The organism is Vagococcus allomyrinae (assembly GCF_017829975.1).
GTDB lineage: Bacteria > Bacillota > Bacilli > Lactobacillales > Vagococcaceae > Vagococcus_D > Vagococcus_D allomyrinae.
In genome coordinates, this window is sequence record NZ_JAEEGA010000009.1 from 66,543 (window position 1) to 83,369 (window position 16,827).

A 16,827-nucleotide genomic window follows, 5' to 3' on the forward strand; every position below is an offset into this window, starting at 1 on the left:
TTTGGTTGAGATGGCTTAATAGCTAGAGGGTATTTAGAGTAGGCGCTCTTGTCTCAACGTGATCGGCCTCTTGCCAAGTGGCGAAAATTACCCGGTAATCTGCGGTTTTTTTGTGATAAGATAAGTTCATAAAGGCGTGGTTTAGTAAGGTGACTGACAAGTAAAGAAACTGTTAAGTAGGGGTGTGGACATGGGAAATCGAAGTTATTTATATGACAAGGAAGGGCATGTATTATTTGAAGCTAATAATAGTTTGCCATTATTTTGGCTAGGATTATTAAATACGAAGATCCTTGATCGCTATCGGGCTGTTTGGCAAGAGTACGAACAGGCGCTGAAGATATTGAATGAGGCTGAAGGGATGACCGAAGAGGATATTTATCAGTTTTGGTATCAATGGACGGGTCGTCTGGATTTTATCGTGACCCAGAAAGAATTTTTGGGAAATTCTCAAGCTCTATTGCGTTTTAGTCAGCGGAATTTAGGCGATCTCCATGAATTGACCCGTGATTTTGTCAATTTTTTGAGGCAGCAGTTGCCAGAGACAACGGATTATTTGAGGCTATCAGTCCTAGAATTTTCTGATTTTTATGAAGCGCCTACAGCGTTTTTGGCTTTTTTAGAAGCTCAAGTGAGGCTAATATCTGCCAATCAAGAGACGGCGACTATTTCGCGGGTGCTGGAAAATCCTTTAGGCGAGGGAACTGGCTATGGGACTTACGCAGAGGGGCCAGCATTTGGCGACTTTTCTCAAAAGTATCAGTCTTATGAGACGCCAGTGCCTCTTTCCCCTCCTCTTGAGCAGGTGAAAAAAAAGAAGTCCTTTTTTGGAATCATTTTAGTGATATTATTAGCCCTTATTTGTTTGACACTTCTCCTTATGTTTAAAAGGAGTCAGCTTAATTATGTTAACCTAGAGGGTTATGATCAGGCTAGTTCTCTAGATGAGAAGTCCTTGACACAAGAAAAAAATACGCAGATTGAGGTAGACAAAGAACGGGTCGAATTTGATTTACCAGTGGTGTTTAACATTTTGTCTGAAGGCGATATAAGTGACAAAAATGGTAATTCTTGGCTGGTCATGGAGAGTGAGGAGTATCCAGATCTACTGCTTCAGGTAGGTATTAAAAATAAACGATCCTCCTTATCACCTCAAACTTATTCGTTAAACGGGTTGGGGTTAACAGTCATTGACAAGACATTCGTTGATTATCATGGCTTTTTTAAAGAAATGTTATGGACATTAGGCCAAGAAAAAGGGCTGGTGTATCAATTTGAAACAGAAGAGACTCAAGGAGAGTTATCGTTTATTTCAGAAGGTAAAATAACGGATGAGGAAGGTCTATTGTTTGAACAATTGATTGATAGTTTAGCTGTTACGGAGGTCATACCTAATTAAACGAGAGTCCCCCACTAACAAATTTTGCTAGTGGGGGACTCTGGGTTATTCAATAACATCTAAGATTGAGTAGCTGCGTTGGTCAAAACGATTGCGACTGCGAGAATACTCAATCGGTTGCCCATCTTTTAAATAGATAACTTGTTCTACTTCTAAGATCGGATCTGTTTCCTGACAGTTTAAGTAATCAATATCTAACTGATCAGCTTTATCAGCTTTGAGATTACGATAAGCACCTGCGAAGGAAATACCTAGCTCTTGGTGAATATAATTGTAAATTGATTGTTTTAAGATAGTAGGTGTTAAACTTGGAACTAATTCAGTTGGCATATAGGTGTGCTCGAGGACATAGGGAAGATCATCGAGCAATCGCAGTCTAATGATTTTGTAAACGGGTTGGTGACTGTCCAGTAAGAGTTTTTCTTTGACCAGTTCATCAGGGAACTCGACCTCAAAGACAATTATTTGACTGGCTAAATCGTGGTTTTTCATCTGTTGACTCAGGCCATCATATTCCTTCGCCGAAAAATCTTGACCGCCCCAAATACTACTTTTAAGCACTCGTGTTCCAGCCCCTCGCTGGCTATACACCAAACCTTCCATGGCCAAAATGTTGATAGCTTTTTTGATCGTGACGCGGCTCACCTTAAATTCTTCAACAAATTGCAACTGATTAGGCAAAAGCGAATCTTTTGGGTAACGACCATCCTTGATTCGGTCTCGTAAAATATTCGCTATTTGTTCATACTTCGTCACGGGTATCGGCCACCTTTCATTATGACCTTATTATATAGAAGTTCCGCTACTTAGACAATCTATTCTTGGTTATTCGACAGTCGTTCGTTGCTTATCTAACATTTTAAGGAATGGGAACCAGATGATGCCGACAATGATAAAGTCAACGATTTGTAATAAGCCGCCTAAGATGGAGTTGGTAGCCAAAATACCATTGATGATAATCGGCACTGTCCAAGGGACAGAAACACCTGTAGGAGCGGGAACTAGGCCGATTGCCATAACAAAATAGTTTAGGGCAGTCACGACTAATGGTGCTAGCAACCAAGGGATAAAGATGGTGGCGTTCATCACGATCGGTAAGCCGAAAATAACGGGTTCGTTAACGTTAAAAATACCTGGTGCTAGGGCTAAACGACCGACATCTTTTGATTGCTGACTTTTGACAAAAAAGGCCATTAAGATGACGACAGCTAAGGTCATTCCAGAGCCGCCTAATCCAACTGTAAAGACTTCCATAAAAGGTTTTGTAATGATATGGGGCAATGCTTCACCAGCTTTATAAGCATCTAAATTTTCTAACATCAAGGTATTCCAAATCGGGTCCATGACAGAGTTAACGATGATTTGACCGTGTAGGCCAAAGAACCAAAGAAATTGGACAAAGAACAATGCGATCAGAGTGGCTGGTAAGCCGCTACCAAGTCCCATTAAAGGTTTTTGGATGACTTCATAGACAAGATCATGTAAATTAGCATGGAAAATTCCCGTCATAATCGCATTAACGATTAAGAAAACAAAGAGTGTGATAATTGCTGGAATTAACGCTGCAAAGGATTTGGCAACTGCCGGTGGCACGCCATCGGGCATTTTTATCTGCCAGCCTTTTTTGGTGATACGTGCAAATAATTCAGCTGCCAGAAATGCGGCAATCATGCCGATAAACATGCCTTTTGCCCCTAGACGGTCAAGGGTTAAGACGCCACCTAATTCTGAACCATCTTCCAACGTGGTGAAAAAGGGGGTTAAAATCAGAAAAGCAGAAAAGGCAACAGCGCCACCAAAAATGGCTTCAACGTCATAGGATTTACATAAATAATACCCAATACCAAATGTAACAAATACCGACATAATACTCATCGTGGCATTTTGACCGTTTCCAAACAACTCGGTCAAGGTGCCTTTTGTGTTATCACTAAAGAAAGGCAGATTGTTAACAACAACGATAATTGAACCAAACATCGTCAGGGGAAATGAAAGCATAAATGCATCTCGTAAAACGGTCAAATAACGATTATTCCCTAGTTTGTTGGCGATTGGCAAGATCTTTTCCGCCAGTTTATCCATAAAACTATTCATGATTTTCTCCTTTGTAGAGGCCTTGTATGACAGTAAGTGAGGCATACAGGCTCTTTTGGTTATTTTGGACAAGGGTAATTAATCCTTGGCCAATAAACAGCTGAAATCGATTTCTGGATAATTGTACCATTTTTATTTTATAAAGACTAGTCTTTTATTAATAAAAGATTTGTCTTTGTGTAGGGGGATAGTGTATAATAAAGCCAGCAAGAGAATAAAACACTTTATTGAAGGAGTTTAACTAATGACAACATATCAGTTTCCAGCAGGATTTTGGTGGGGATCTGCAGCCAGCGGTCCACAAACAGAAGGTCGTTTACCAGGCGATGGCAAAGGTGATAGTATTTGGGATCAGTGGTATCAAGAATCACCTGAGCGTTTCTTTAATCAGGTTGGACCAGAAAAAACCTCTCAATTTTTAACAAAATACCAAGAAGATATTCAATTGATGAAAGCGACAGGCCATACCTCTTTTCGTACCAGTATTCAATGGAGTCGCTTGATTCCTGAGGGCACTGGGGAGGTTAATCAACAAGCGGTAACATTCTACAACAAAGTGATTGATGAATTGTTGGCTAATGATATTGAGCCTTTTATTAATTTATTCCATTTTGATATGCCAATGGCTCTTCAAGCTAAGGGTGGTTGGTTGAATCGGGAAACAGTGGATGCTTATGTTGAATTTGCTAAAACCTGTTTTGAATTATTTGGAGACCGTGTGACTAAATGGTTTACTCATAATGAACCGATAGTGCCTGTTGAAGGGGGCTATTTATACGATTTTCACTACCCGAACCACATTAATATGAAGGAAGCTGTTCAAGTTGGGTATCATGAAAACTTAGCCAGTGCTAAGGCGATTAAAGTTTATCATTCCTTAGGGCTAGCAGGTGAAATTGGGATTATCTTAAACTTAACACCGAGTTACCCGCGCGATCCTGAGAATGAGGCAGATGTTAAAGCAGCTAACTATGCGGATCTATTTTTCAACCGTTCATTTTTAGACCCAGCTATTAAAGGCGAATTTCCAGTTGGTTTAATCGAGGTGATTAAGGAATTAGAGATGATGCCGCAAATTGAAGAGGGTGATCTTGAGACGATTAAGGAGAATACTATTGATTTATTAGGCATCAATTATTACCAGCCTCGTCGCATTAAGGCGAAAGAGTCCGCAGTCGATCATTCGAATGGTCCACTGCCTGATGATTATTTTGACAACTATGAGATGCCAGGTCGTAAAATGAATCCTTACCGTGGTTGGGAAATTTACGAAAAAGGTGTTTATGATATTTTAACCAATGTGCGAGAAAACTATGGCAATATTCGTTGTTATATTTCTGAAAACGGCATGGGAGTTGAAGGAGAAGAGCAGTATATCGATGAGAATGGGGCAATTCAAGACGATTACCGAATTGAGTTTGTTAAGGATCATTTGAAATTTGTTCATCAAGCCATTCAAGAAGGAAGTAATGTTCAAGGGTATCACATGTGGACATGTATGGATAACTGGTCATGGATGAATGCCTATAAAAATCGTTACGGGTTTATTGCGGTTGATCTTGAGCAAGATGGCAAACGGACGATTAAAAAAAGTGGTCATTGGTATAAGGCAGTTTCTGATGCCAATGGGTTTAATGATTAATTAATGTTTATCTAACTGACAGGAAAGCTTTCTTTTTCCTGTTAGTTTTTTTATTTCTTAAGGTTTGTTAATCATTGGGCAAACAATGATTAAATACTTTGACTCCCTCGGCTTTTATGCGTAAACTAAAGGTAATTGAGAAAATGGGGAATTCGTATGAAAAAACGTAGAAATTTGGATCCAATTATGGAACGCAGAAGAGTCGCTAGAATTTTTTTCATTTTGGCAATTTTGGTCTTTATGCTATTTATTGGACGATTATCATATATAGTGAGTGCGGGGAAAGTCGGAAAAGTTTCCTTAGATGAAAAAACGAAACAACTGTATCAGGGAGAAGAGCCAGTAGTGGCCAAGCGGGGGACTATTTACGATCGCAATGGCGAAATTATTGCCACGGAAGTCTCCTCTTATTTAATGTACGTGGTGTTGGATGAAACGTATCAAGGCATTGCGGATACTAAAACAGGAAAGCGGCCAATTCTTTATTTGGAAGAAGACAAAAAAGCGAAAGCTGCTGAAATTATTGAAAAACACTTAGGCATTCCAAGGGATGAACTGGACAAGTATTTAAATCCTGGCAAGAACGAAGCGGGCAAACCCATTCTGTATTCTGAGTTTGGCACTAAGGGCAAAGGGATTGACATTGAAACGAAAAAAAAGCTGGAAGAAGAGTTTGAGGCAGCCGGCATTAAAGGGTTCTATTTTAAAGAGAGCCAAAGCCGGATGTATCCTAATGGTGAATTTGCTTCTTATATGGTAGGCTATACTGATTTTCCAGAGGATAAGGCTGCAGTTGGTGTTCTGGGGATTGAAGCTATGTATGATGAAGTGTTAAGTGGAACTAATGGAAAAATTCGTTTTGAAAAAGACAGTCAAGGCCGTAAAATTCCAGGGACAGTGGTGGAAATGTCTAAAAAAGAAGATGGCGCGGATATTTATACCACTTTTGATGTCAAGTTGCAAAGTTATGCTGAGGAACTCATGAGCGATATTTACAGCCAGTATGCGATGACCGATATGAGAGTGATGTTGGCAGACGCTAAGACGGGAAATATTTTAGCCGCTTCTCAGCGGCCGACATTCAATCCGGAAACGAAAGAGGGACTTTCAGATACAGAGACTCAACAAGCCATGTGGCGAAATTTGTTAATTGAAGATCCGTCCTATGAGCCAGGTTCTACAATGAAAGTATTTACGGCAGCAGCGGCGATTGATTCAGGTAATTTTGATGAGAATGCGACCTTTATGTCGGGAAACATTAAGGTAGATGATGCGACGATTAATGACCACAATGTGGTGGGTAAGGGTCTGATGACTTATCGACAAGCTTTTGCTTGGTCCAGTAATGTGGGAATGGTTCACTTGCAGGAGGCTATGGGGCCCACTTGGCAAACTTATTTAGATAAATTTGGTTTTGGTAAATCAACTAATTCAGGACTTTCAGGTGAAAGTTCAGGGGTTATTCAAGACTCGACGACCGTTGATAGAGCGATGACGGCCTATGGTCAGGGGATTGGTGTAACCAACTTTCAGATGATGCAGGGATTTACTGCGATCGCCAATCAAGGGAAGATGATGAAGCTTAATTTTATTGAAAAAATTGTGACAGATGGCAAGGAAGAAGTTATTGAACCAGAGGTTATTGGCGAGCCGATCCGCCCTGAAACGGCGACAAAAGTTTTGGACTTAATGCACGATGTGGTGACATTGCCCGACTATGGTCTGGGAACGATGTACGCGATTGAAGGCTATAATGTTGGGGCGAAAACGGGGACTGCTCAAATTTTTGAAAATGGCGGATATCTTCAGGATCAGTATATTCAATCAGTTGTTCAAATGGCACCAATTGAAGATCCGGAATTTATCGTTTATGTGACGATCAATAAGGCAGGATCACGCGTTGATGTGCCAACAGATATTATTGCACCAATTTCCAATAACTTGTTAAAACGAGCCTTGGAACTGAAAAAATTAACGGAATAACCGGACAACCATCATGGAAAAAGTGATGGTTGTTTTTTTATTTTTCACACGTTGATAAAAAGTGAGGGCTAGCTTTTATCTTGTTGTGATTCTTGTGTGCCTACTTGTTTAGCTAAAGCGAACCATCCCGCCAGTCCTAAGTGGATCATCAGGCTAACTAAACAAAAGTAGATGAAGCCTAAAACTTTCAATAGGACGAGACAAAATATGACAATAGCGCAAATCCCAATAGTCGTCTTCATTTTACGGCGCTCCTTTTTCTGTTGGTTTAATGAGAGGGTCGCTTGTGAGTGGCAAGCGTATCTGGTTTTATTAACTGATATTATAGCAAGGAAATAGCGGCGTGTCTGCGAACAAAGTTGTCAGTTTCTGCGGTCTATCTGACAACTTTGTCAGGTTAAATCTGAAATCAACTACGCCCACCACTTACGGGGTTTTTGGTTGATGAATTAAGCAGAAAAGAGTATTTTCCCTTTTAAAGAGATACGGTATACTTGCACTATCATGGACAGGTCTTGACTGACGTGTACTGATATAACAAATAAGAAGGAGATCAGAGATGAATTCGAGTTATCGACATGAGGTGATTAAACCTGATGAGTTGTTAGAGGTAAAGCTGTTTGCGTTTAAAGCGGATAGTTATGAGCGCATTATTGCGCCCCATTGGCATGCTAGTGTGGAAATTCTCTACTGTATTGAGGGACAATTAGTCGTGCATGCGGAAATGAACCAGTATTTATTGGAGCGAGGAGACATGATGTTACTCAATTCAAATGTGGTCCATTCGACCAACAGTCCGATCAAGAATCATATTTTAGTCATTCAGTTGCCGCTGAAATTTATGCAAAAAGTCACGGAGAATCATTACAATCAACAGTATGTTTTTGAATTGAATAGCGCTAAAAATCCGGCTGGCGCTGAGTTAAACAATTGCTTGGCAAAGATGATTGTGGAAGCGCAAGATGAGACGACAGAAGGTCGTTTGGCCACTAAAATTGCCGTTTATCAGCTGATGTTGAGCTTACTTAACCACCACAAACAGCCTTTAGATGATCAAATTCGGTTGAAAACGGTGGAAAACCAAAAGAAACTCGTTGAAATAGTTAATTACATAAAAGGGAACTATCAAACTGATTTATCTTTGACAGCAGTGGCCTCCCATTTTAATTATTCCCGAACGTATTTTTCAAAATTTTTCAAAAAGAATATGGGCACAAACTTTTCCGACTATTTAAGTTTGATACGTATTGAGCACGCTCAAAATTTATTAATCCATTCGGAATGGACAATTCTCGATATTGCCATATCTTCAGGTTTTAATAATGTTCGGACTTTTTTCGGCGCCTTTGAAAAATACCATCAGATGTCGCCAAGTGAATTTCGCAAAAAAAGAAAATGACAATATTGTTCCGAAATCATGGTAATTGAATACCGTTGTTTAGATAATGAAACCGTTATAATGAGATGGACATATAAATAAGTCTAGCGATTTAAACTAGGAGGAATTGGAAGATGAAAGAAAAAGTCATTTCATGGTTTGACCGAGTTAACCCTTATTTTGACAAGTTGGGAACCAATATTTATTTACAAGCGTTATCGGCTTCAATGATGGCAACCTTAGGGCCAGTTTTTTTAGGGTCAATGAGTTTATTACTGGTTATTTTTATTGGCAATACGGGGAAAAATAGCGAATTTTTACAAGGTTTTGTGCCAGTCCTAAGTCAGGTTACTAATTTTACAATCGGTGCCATGGCAGTGTATGTGGTGATTTTGTTAGGCAAAAACTTAGCCAATCGCTTAGTGCCAAATGACGATGGTATCTCGGCTGCATTGATTGCCTTAATGTGTTTTTTGATTGTAACCCCCTCTGCTTCAATGCCAGTAGAGGATGGGGCAGTGACGGTGCTGCCAACGACGTGGTTGGGAGCCCAAGGTGTTTTTACAGCTATTATCATCGGTTTGGTTGTGGGGAAAGGGTATGCTTTGATTAAGCAACGAGGTTGGACAATCAAAATGCCTGCTGGTGTGCCGCCAATGGTAACGCGGGTCTTTGAAGCGCTGATTCCAACCATCATCTTGGGGATCGTGTTTATTGTCATCGCACGCCTCTTTTTATTCACTCCTTATGAAACGATGCACCAACTGGTTTACACGACTATTCAACAACCGCTTAAAGGGTTAGGTGGGACGATTGGGGCGATGATCGTCATCAGCATTGTTCAGCAAGTGTTATGGTTTTTCGGCATCCATGGAACCAATGTGATTATGCCGATTATGATGCCAATTTGGATGGCTCTAGATATGGAAAATCTAGAAGCGGTTGCGGCTGGTCAAACACCGCCCAATATTTTGGGGAATGCTTTTTTCACCACAATTACCTGGGGTGGAATGGCTTTGGGCTTAGTGTTTTTGATGTTGGTCTCTAAAAGTAAACAGTACCGTGAGTTAGGTAAGATTTCGATTATTCCGGCACTTTTTGGGATTACGGAACCGGTCATTTTTGGAACACCCTTAGTGTTAAACTTTAAGTTTGCTTTTCCTTTTATATTTAATAACACGATTGCCATTATCATTTCTTATGTGTTGATCAAAATTGGGATAGTAGCCCGCTTTACAGGAGCCGCTACGGTATTTGGACTACCGGTAGGTGTTTTTGCAGCAGTTCAAGGTAAGGGATCGATTATCGTCTTAATGTTGTTACTACACGTCGTTTTGTCGCCATTATTATGGTACCCATGGTTTAAGTGGGCGGAGAAAGATGCAGTTAAAAAAGAACTAGAAGGAGCAAATAATTAAATGGATAATCAACAATTAGTCACACTCTTAAGTGAGTTGACGATCGACGAGAAGATTGGCCAGTTGGTTCAATTATCAGGTGATTTTTTTCAAGAAGATGAGGCTATGTTAGTCGGGCCTCAGAAAAAGCTGGGCATTAATGAAGCGATGATTGAATTGGTCGGCTCAGTTTTAAATGTGACAGGGGCAGAGAAGGTTCGCCAAATTCAGGATAACTATCTAGCTAAAAGTCGTCATAAGATTCCCTTGATGTTTATGGCAGATATTATTTATGGCTATCAAACAGTTTACCCGATCCCCTTAGGTCAAGCGGCTTCTTGGAATCCTGAGTTGATTGAAGAAGGTTATCAAAAAATTGCCTTGGAATCCGTGGCTGGCGGTGCTCACGTGACTTATGCACCGATGGTGGATTTAGTTAAGGATCCAAGGTGGGGGCGTTGTTTGGAATCGACAGGTGAAGATGTCTATTTAAATTCTCGTTATGCTGAGGCCATGGTTAGAGGCTTTCAGCACAACTTTGATCAAGGGCAAGGTCTGGCTTCTTGTGTGAAGCATTTTGCGGCATATGGAGCGGCTGAAGGAGGTCGCGATTATAATCATGTGGACATGTCAGAACGGCGTTTGCGTCAAGAGTATTTACCTGCTTATCAGGCGGCTGTTAATGCGGGCAGTAAATTGGTGATGACATCTTTTAATACGGTCGAAGGCGTGCCAGCTACAGGCAATAAGTGGTTGATGCATGATGTATTACGAGAAGAATGGGGCTTTGACGGTGTGGTTATTAGTGATTACGCGGCAGTTCAAGAACTTGTGACGCATGGTTATGCTGAAAATAATAAAGAGGCAACTTATTTGGCAATGGCCGCAAGCAATGACATAGACATGAAGACAGCCTGTTACGCTAATCATTTAGCGGAGTTAATCGCAGAAGGGCGCATTTCCATGGAGCAGCTTGATCAAGCTGTGTGGCGCGTACTATGCTTGAAAAACGACTTGGGCTTATTCGAGGATCCTTATCGGGGAGTCTCGCTTGAAGGAGAAAATAAGGGGGTTTTTACCTCCGAAAATCGTCAGATGGCTCGGAATATTGCCAGTGAGTCAATGGTCTTACTAAAGAATGAGAATCAGGTGTTGCCTTTAAAACCAGAACAAAAAGTGGCGTTGATTGGTCCTTATGGGGATAGTCAAGAGTTAATGGGATTATGGGCAGTTCATGGGCGGATGGAGGATGTGACGACTATCAAGGAGGCGATGAGTAAACATAGTCCATCAGTCAGTTATGAACAAGGGTGCGATATGCTAGAAGATTACACTTTTTTAGGTGAGTTTGGTTATTCGCAAAAAATTATTTCAGGCGTTGAATTAAGCCCTGAGGAAAAAGAAGCAACAAAGGATGGGGCGATTAAGCTAGCTTCAGAGTCTGATGTGATTGTGATGGCCTTAGGTGAGCACACGTTACAAAGTGGCGAGGCAGGTAGTCGCACCTCTTTGAGGCTTCCATTGAAGCAACAAGAGTTGCTCAAGGAGTTAGCTGAATTGAGAAAACCGCTTGTTTTACTAACCATCAGTGGACGACCACTTGTTTTAACAGAAGAGGTGGCACTAGTCGATGGGCTTATTCAAGCCTGGTTCCCTGGAACAGAAGGGGGCAATGCCTTAGCGGATATATTGTATGGCAAGATCAATCCGTCTGGACGGCTTACTCAAAGTTTTCCCTTTAATGAAGGTCAGATTCCCGTCTATTACAATAACTATAGCACTGGGCGCCCTGAAAATGAATCTCAACATAGCGGTCGCTTCGTCTCCAAGTATTTAGATGCTCCCAACCAACCGCTGTTTCCATTTGGTTATGGACTATCCTATCACGAAAGCAGCTATTCGGCTTTACAGGTGGATTCAGAGACACTCAGTGCAGAGAACCCATTGACGGTCACGGTCACCGTGACTAATTTAGCTGGTCTGGCAGGTCAAGAGGTGGTTCAGCTGTATGTTCGAGATTTATATGCCAGTATTGTTCAACCGGTGAAACTGTTAAAAGGATTTCAAAAGATTCAGTTGGAAGCCGGCGAAAGTCGTGAGGTCAGCTTTGAAATTTCGGAAGAGATGCTGCGTTTTTATCAACAGGATGGCCAGTTTGCTTCAGAAGTTGGCGATTTTGATATTTTTATTGGGAGAAATAGTCAGGATTGTCAAAAAATTCGAGTGAGATTAGTGGCGTAAATTGCAAGGTAGCTAAGGAAACAACCAAAGGTTCCCGTAATTTAAAAAAACAAAGAGCCCCTAGTTATATAATAACTAGGGGCTGGGGTTTGTTGCCACCATGGACAATGGTGACTCCTTATTATAGTTCGACTTTTCTCAATAAGCAATAGCGAAATAGAGTCCGAATATGAACGGTTAAATAACGAAGAATAACTGAATTAGAAACTAGGGAGTAGCAATAAATGATCTTGAATCGTGTTTACATTTTTTGATTGAATAAAAGAATCTTTGTAAATCGGGTGACAAGCCTCAATTTGCACTGGACGATTGCTTGCATCGATAAAATAGTAGCAAAAGCCCCAAGATAGATAGTCAAGTAAGGTTGGCACAGAGAGAGTATCGCCACTATCTAACAGAACTTCATAAATACTTTCTGTAGAGTGATTGGACACCTGTCTTTTTCGGATGTGCGTGATTTGTTCTTCCATGTTTATCCCACCTTTGTTTAAATATAAGTAAAAAATATCATATAAACAGGATTTTATAAAAGGGTTTGCTTGTAGTAAGCTTAACAAACGGCTGTTGTTTTATGGAAAATATAACTTGTCAGCGATTTAATCCCGAATTTATTGAATAAATGCCTATTAAATGATTTAATAGAGAGAGAATAGCTATTAAGAATAGGGGTATGACAGATGAGTGAAAAAAAGAGTTCCTATGAAAAATTGAAAAATGTGACAATTGGTGACATTATAGATAGATCAAAACAAACATTGACGATTCCACAACAAAGTTTTCAACAAACTAGCCGCCAGCGGCAGTTTCTCTATAAAAGTGTGTTAGTGGCGTTAGGTGCTCTGGTTGTTTTTCGCTTTTTATTTTTCGGCCAAGCAGTTAATCCCTGGCTAGAATCACTAAAGTTAACGATACTTGGGGCGATTCCAGTTATGATCGTCCAGTTGTTCAATCGTTTGATGAGCAGTCAAGAGAATGTGACGCGTCAACTGATGCAAGGATCAACTGGTGATGAGTTTTATCAATTGCTGACGCTTTTTAATCAAAAGAAAGCCCCCTTTTGGGCGTTACGCTGGCTCAGGAATTAAGTGAATTTGTTCAAGCTGAAGACTTGCCTATTTTGGCTGAAACTGCCATGGATCAGCATGCTCTCGCTGAAATGAAACGACAGATTAGAGAAAATCTCAATCAAAACCAGTCGGAGATTGAAGCGTGGTTAGAAAATCAAAAACAGGTTTTGGCTCCTTATTTTAATAGTTTTCAAACAATTATCACTCTGTTAAATCAGCGACGTGAAGGTGAGCAATTAGCTGGAACGGAGTATCACCGTTACATCAGTGTTTTACGCAGTCAATTGTCGGAGGATGAGATGTACTTGATTTTTATCTATTCACTCTTTAGTTTAAAGGGAGTTGAGACAGGGATTGATTTATCTTATACTTCATTTTTTGGTGACGAAGGAGAAATTAAAGACAGCGTTTATGTGAATTTACCGGCGGTCATGAAGGACATAGCCATCACTCATTTTGTGGCTCATTCTGATGAATTGGTGAGTTATGCTCACCGCCAAGAGATGCGGGAGGCTTATCAAGAATCTCGCAGCCGCCAGCAGAACTATTTAAAACGGACAAGCTTTTAACTTAATTAATAAAAGAGACGTTAACCAGTTAAGTTTGGTTAGCGTCTCTTTTAGTGATGATGGCTGTTAAGTCAGCCACAACATCGAGGAAAGGTTGATTGGCGTCTAAAATGTAGGACTCAGCATAAGCGGTCAAGTGATTGCGTATCCCTATTTCTCGATCATACAAGGTCAAGCGTTCTTGAATCAATTTTGGGTCTTGTTCTCTTAATTCTAAGCGATGCCTAACCTGTTCCTTGCTGACATTAAAGAAAATGACCACGACATCTTTTGGAAATTGTTGATAAACCTTTTGTAGTCCGCTGTGAGTTAAGACGGCATAGGCAGGTTGAAGAGCCGTTCGAGCGATGATTTCGGCAAGGCCGACGCCGTAGTGAAATCCGTGATAGTTGTCTTGCTCCACCAGTTGTCCAGAGGAAAATAATTCATGGAAGCTGGCTTCAGATTCAAAATAGTAATCAATGCCTTCTGTTTCTTCTGATCGAAGCGGCCGAGTAGTGTGGGTGATAATTTTGGCGCTTTTAGGGAAAACGGCTTCTGTTACGCGAGTTTTTCCTGATCCGCTAGGGCCCAAGATAACAAAAAGTGGATGCTGTAAACGGGTTTTTATCATGAAACGACACTCCTTTTTTAGACTAGACAGTCGCTTTGCTAGTTGTTAATTATAGAGAAATAGGAAAAAACAACCAATACAAAACAAGCTTAAAGCAATGGCACTGCTAAGGGTCCGAATCTTATTCCAGAACTGCCATTTCTGAGAATAGCTTTGCCAGATTCTTTGATAATCGTCTGGCGCAGTAATTGATTTAACTTGAGACAATTGAAAGTTAAGAGGTTCAATGATTGTTCCTGTAACAATGACGACACCGATAACATAGATGATGCCGCTGAGATAGAAAAACAAAGGTCCGCTGTGTCTGCTGAGGTACTGGGTCAGGAAACCACAGCTGAGATAAGCTACTGGGGTTAGCAAGAAGCCCACTAAAAGCCATGGCCGTTTAAGTGCTTTATTGATAGCGTTCATTGAAGGAATGGCGATATCAGCTGATGTCTTATTGAGACTGGGCATTTTGGAAATTGCCCAAAAGAAGAAAAAGAGAAACAATGACAAGCCTAGAATAAATGTCATGGTCAATAAGGCTAAGTAATTGATGGAAAGTTGTCTAAACATCGTATCCCCTCCTTGATTTGCCGAAATAAAAAAATCTTTTCCATTGAGACGTGAAAGACCACCTGATCATAATTCTATCATACCATTTTTCCAATAAGTTCTGCATTACTTTGAATTAAAATCGTGTTCATTTATCTGTAATTAAAGGATATGGTATAATTAAGCTATCATTTATCAAACAAGGAGGTGGTTGTCATGACGAATCATTATAAAAATGTGGAACGTTTTTCAGGATTTGCTGACCTTTATGAAGACGTTAGGCCTTCATTTCCAGAAGAGGCCATCGCTTTAGCCTGTAGTGACTTAAGAAGAAAGCCAGCTGTTGTTGTTGATTTGGGCAGTGGGACTGGCTTGTCAACTCGGGCTTGGTCTGATCACGCTCAACTGGTAATCGGCGTGGAGCCTAATGAAGAGATGCTCGAGGTGGCTGAGAAACAAAGGATCGCTAATGTCGAGTATCAACGGGCCTTGGCTCATGATACGGGCTTACAGACGGGGTGTGCCGATATTGTTAGCTGTGCCCAATCCTTTCATTGGATGGAGCCTCATACTACTTTGCAGGAAATCAATCGTCTGTTGACCCACGACGGTCTATTTATTACGATTGACAATGAGTGGCCACCAGTATCTGATTGGCAAGCGGAAAAGCTTTATCAAACCTTGTTTAGTAAGGTCAATCATTTAGAGTTAACCGAACCTAACTTACGAGATAAGCAACGACGCTGGGCCAAAGAGAATCATTTAATCAACCTGTCTCGCAGTGGTTATTTTCGCTTTACGAGACAAGTGTTATTATCAAAAACCGAAATCGGTGATGCTGATCGCTTTATTAAGTTGGCTTTAAGCCAAGGTGGGATTCAGAACATCTTGAAATATCAGCCGGATTTAATTGTTGATGAGTTGGCGGAATTTGAACACTCAGTGAAAGACTTATTTGGTGGACAACCACGCCAGTTCTATTTCAGTTATCGGGCTAATATTGGCGTGAAATAAAAGGAGGCAAAAGATGAAAACTTGTCAGGTGCTGCAAATTGACGCTTTTACGGATCTTCCAGGAGCAGGTAACCCAGCAGGAGTCGTGCTTAATGGGGATGAATTTACGCCAGAGGAGATGCAAAGGTTAGCCCAAAAAATCGGGTTTAATGAGACGGTGTTTGTTTGTTCCAGTCAACGGGCAACTCACCGGTTTCGCTTTTTTACTCCAGGTTATGAGACGCCTCTTTGTGGTCATGCGACGATCGGTGCTGTTTTTGCTTTGTATCAAGATGGTGAGGACCGTCAATTGATGATTGAGACAGGGGCAGGGCTATTGCCGATCGTTTATGATTCTAAAAAACAACAAATCGAAATGAGGCAAGGGGATGCCAAGTTTTTGAGATTTTTCGGAGATCAAGCCGCACTATGTGCCAGTTTGGGAATTGAACAGAGCGAGTTACATCCTACTTGGCCGATTGAATATGGTAATACAGGGTCATGGACCTTGATTGTGCCTGTTAGAGAGGTGAAGATCTTGGATAAGATGCGAGCCAATCCAACTCTTTTCCCCGCGTTGTTAGAAACTCAGCCACGGGCCTCTGTTCATCCTTTTGCCCCTATTTCAATTAGTGAAGGCCATTATTATGGTCGCCATTTTTCTTCACCATATGCAGGAACATTGGAAGACTCTGTTACTGGCACGGCCTCTGGGGTTATGGGGGCTTATTTGCTAAAGCATGTCTATCAGGAGGCGGCGAAAGAGCTAAAGGTTTATCAGGGAAAACACGTCAAGCGACCGGGACTTGTTCAGGTGATGGCGATTTGTTCTGAGACTGGTGTTTATCAGGTAAAGATTAGGGGAACGGCTTGTTTTAATCAGTTGTTTGAAGTGAATCTGGATTAGTTATTGA

Annotated in this window: 16 protein-coding genes; 10 read left to right on the forward strand and 6 right to left on the reverse strand. The window is 40.9% G+C overall.

The window, feature by feature from the left end:
- Nucleotides 1–190: 190 nt before the first annotated feature.
- Entirely contained in the window at nucleotides 191–1,399 is a 1,209-nt protein-coding gene (locus tag I6N95_RS14145) for a hypothetical protein (RefSeq protein WP_209529095.1), read from the forward strand.
- A gap of 45 nt (nucleotides 1,400–1,444) precedes the next feature.
- Here the strand turns inward: I6N95_RS14145 and I6N95_RS14150 are convergent, their stop codons facing one another.
- Entirely contained in the window at nucleotides 1,445–2,155 is a 711-nt protein-coding gene (locus I6N95_RS14150) for a GntR family transcriptional regulator (RefSeq protein WP_209529097.1), read from the reverse strand.
- A 69-nt stretch (nucleotides 2,156–2,224) separates the two neighbouring features.
- Entirely contained in the window at nucleotides 2,225–3,493 is a 1,269-nt protein-coding gene (gene celB, locus I6N95_RS14155; protein ID WP_209529099.1) for a PTS cellobiose transporter subunit IIC, read from the reverse strand.
- Between the two features lie 244 nt (nucleotides 3,494–3,737).
- Between celB and I6N95_RS14160 the strand changes: the two genes are divergently transcribed.
- A complete protein-coding gene (locus I6N95_RS14160; protein ID WP_209529101.1) occupies nucleotides 3,738–5,135 on the forward strand; it encodes a glycoside hydrolase family 1 protein in 1,398 nt (465 codons plus the stop codon).
- A 156-nt stretch (nucleotides 5,136–5,291) separates the two neighbouring features.
- On the forward strand, nucleotides 5,292–7,118 hold the full coding sequence (locus tag I6N95_RS14165; protein WP_209529103.1) for a penicillin-binding transpeptidase domain-containing protein: 1,827 nt from the start codon (nucleotides 5,292–5,294) through the stop codon (nucleotides 7,116–7,118).
- 68 nt (nucleotides 7,119–7,186) lie between these two features.
- On the opposite strand, the gene I6N95_RS14170 is transcribed toward I6N95_RS14165, so the two are convergent.
- Nucleotides 7,187–7,360: a hypothetical protein gene (locus tag I6N95_RS14170; RefSeq protein WP_209529106.1), complete on the reverse strand. Its 174-nt coding sequence runs from the start codon at nucleotides 7,358–7,360 to the stop codon at nucleotides 7,187–7,189.
- A gap of 317 nt (nucleotides 7,361–7,677) precedes the next feature.
- Between I6N95_RS14170 and I6N95_RS14175 the strand changes: the two genes are divergently transcribed.
- The 3 genes from I6N95_RS14175 (at nucleotide 7,678) to bglX (ending at nucleotide 12,134) form a co-directional block, all read left to right on the forward strand.
- The gene (locus I6N95_RS14175; RefSeq protein ID WP_209529108.1) at nucleotides 7,678–8,517 is read left to right on the forward strand and encodes an AraC family transcriptional regulator; all 840 of its coding nucleotides are present in this window, start codon (nucleotides 7,678–7,680) and stop codon (nucleotides 8,515–8,517) included.
- A 113-nt stretch (nucleotides 8,518–8,630) separates the two neighbouring features.
- Complete coding sequence (locus I6N95_RS14180; RefSeq protein ID WP_209529110.1) at nucleotides 8,631–9,914, forward strand: PTS sugar transporter subunit IIC; 1,284 nt, start codon at nucleotides 8,631–8,633, stop codon at nucleotides 9,912–9,914.
- Nucleotides 9,915–12,134 carry a beta-glucosidase BglX gene (bglX, locus tag I6N95_RS14185; protein ID WP_209529112.1) on the forward strand — a complete coding sequence of 740 codons (2,220 nt, stop codon included), beginning with the start codon at nucleotides 9,915–9,917 and terminating at the stop codon, nucleotides 12,132–12,134. It abuts the gene before it with no gap.
- Between the two features lie 200 nt (nucleotides 12,135–12,334).
- Here the strand turns inward: bglX and I6N95_RS14190 are convergent, their stop codons facing one another.
- Nucleotides 12,335–12,604, reverse strand: coding sequence for a hypothetical protein (locus tag I6N95_RS14190; protein ID WP_209529114.1), 270 nt, complete (start codon nucleotides 12,602–12,604; stop codon nucleotides 12,335–12,337).
- 207 nt (nucleotides 12,605–12,811) lie between these two features.
- Between I6N95_RS14190 and I6N95_RS14195 the strand changes: the two genes are divergently transcribed.
- A complete protein-coding gene (locus I6N95_RS14195; protein WP_209529116.1) occupies nucleotides 12,812–13,219 on the forward strand; it encodes a hypothetical protein in 408 nt (135 codons plus the stop codon).
- A complete protein-coding gene (locus I6N95_RS14200; protein WP_209529118.1) occupies nucleotides 13,192–13,770 on the forward strand; it encodes a putative phage abortive infection protein in 579 nt (192 codons plus the stop codon). Before I6N95_RS14195 ends, I6N95_RS14200 begins: the two co-directional genes overlap by 28 nt.
- A gap of 28 nt (nucleotides 13,771–13,798) precedes the next feature.
- On the opposite strand, the gene I6N95_RS14205 is transcribed toward I6N95_RS14200, so the two are convergent.
- Together I6N95_RS14205 and I6N95_RS14210 are read right to left on the reverse strand one after the other, a co-directional pair.
- A complete protein-coding gene (locus I6N95_RS14205; protein ID WP_209529120.1) occupies nucleotides 13,799–14,383 on the reverse strand; it encodes a guanylate kinase in 585 nt (194 codons plus the stop codon).
- Nucleotides 14,384–14,428: 45 nt separating this feature from the next.
- The gene (locus I6N95_RS14210; protein ID WP_209529122.1) at nucleotides 14,429–14,941 is read right to left on the reverse strand and encodes an anthrone oxygenase family protein; all 513 of its coding nucleotides are present in this window, start codon (nucleotides 14,939–14,941) and stop codon (nucleotides 14,429–14,431) included.
- A 195-nt stretch (nucleotides 14,942–15,136) separates the two neighbouring features.
- On the opposite strand from I6N95_RS14210, the gene I6N95_RS14215 reads away from it, so the two are divergent.
- Nucleotides 15,137–15,934 (forward strand): class I SAM-dependent methyltransferase, encoded by a 798-nt coding sequence (locus tag I6N95_RS14215; protein WP_209529124.1) that lies wholly within the window; start codon nucleotides 15,137–15,139, stop codon nucleotides 15,932–15,934.
- A gap of 13 nt (nucleotides 15,935–15,947) precedes the next feature.
- Nucleotides 15,948–16,820 carry a PhzF family phenazine biosynthesis protein gene (locus I6N95_RS14220; RefSeq protein WP_209529126.1) on the forward strand — a complete coding sequence of 291 codons (873 nt, stop codon included), beginning with the start codon at nucleotides 15,948–15,950 and terminating at the stop codon, nucleotides 16,818–16,820.
- Nucleotides 16,821–16,827: the final 7 nt, after the last annotated feature.

Excerpts from the sequence above, each read along its gene's own strand:
- I6N95_RS14145 (WP_209529095.1), top strand. The coding sequence starts at position 191 with ATGGGAAATCGAAGTTATTTATATGACAAGGAAGGGCATGTATTATTT.
- celB (WP_209529099.1), bottom strand. The coding sequence starts at position 3,493 with ATGAATAGTTTTATGGATAAACTGGCGGAAAAGATCTTGCCAATCGCC.
- I6N95_RS14160 (WP_209529101.1), top strand. The coding sequence starts at position 3,738 with ATGACAACATATCAGTTTCCAGCAGGATTTTGGTGGGGATCTGCAGCC.
- I6N95_RS14165 (WP_209529103.1), top strand. The coding sequence starts at position 5,292 with ATGAAAAAACGTAGAAATTTGGATCCAATTATGGAACGCAGAAGAGTC.
- I6N95_RS14170 (WP_209529106.1), bottom strand. The coding sequence starts at position 7,360 with ATGAAGACGACTATTGGGATTTGCGCTATTGTCATATTTTGTCTCGTC.
- I6N95_RS14175 (WP_209529108.1), top strand. The coding sequence starts at position 7,678 with ATGAATTCGAGTTATCGACATGAGGTGATTAAACCTGATGAGTTGTTA.
- I6N95_RS14180 (WP_209529110.1), top strand. The coding sequence starts at position 8,631 with ATGAAAGAAAAAGTCATTTCATGGTTTGACCGAGTTAACCCTTATTTT.
- bglX (WP_209529112.1), top strand. The coding sequence starts at position 9,915 with ATGGATAATCAACAATTAGTCACACTCTTAAGTGAGTTGACGATCGAC.
- I6N95_RS14190 (WP_209529114.1), bottom strand. The coding sequence starts at position 12,604 with ATGGAAGAACAAATCACGCACATCCGAAAAAGACAGGTGTCCAATCAC.
- I6N95_RS14195 (WP_209529116.1), top strand. The coding sequence starts at position 12,812 with ATGAGTGAAAAAAAGAGTTCCTATGAAAAATTGAAAAATGTGACAATT.
- I6N95_RS14205 (WP_209529120.1), bottom strand. The coding sequence starts at position 14,383 with ATGATAAAAACCCGTTTACAGCATCCACTTTTTGTTATCTTGGGCCCT.
- I6N95_RS14210 (WP_209529122.1), bottom strand. The coding sequence starts at position 14,941 with ATGTTTAGACAACTTTCCATCAATTACTTAGCCTTATTGACCATGACA.
- I6N95_RS14215 (WP_209529124.1), top strand. The coding sequence starts at position 15,137 with ATGACGAATCATTATAAAAATGTGGAACGTTTTTCAGGATTTGCTGAC.
- I6N95_RS14220 (WP_209529126.1), top strand. The coding sequence starts at position 15,948 with ATGAAAACTTGTCAGGTGCTGCAAATTGACGCTTTTACGGATCTTCCA.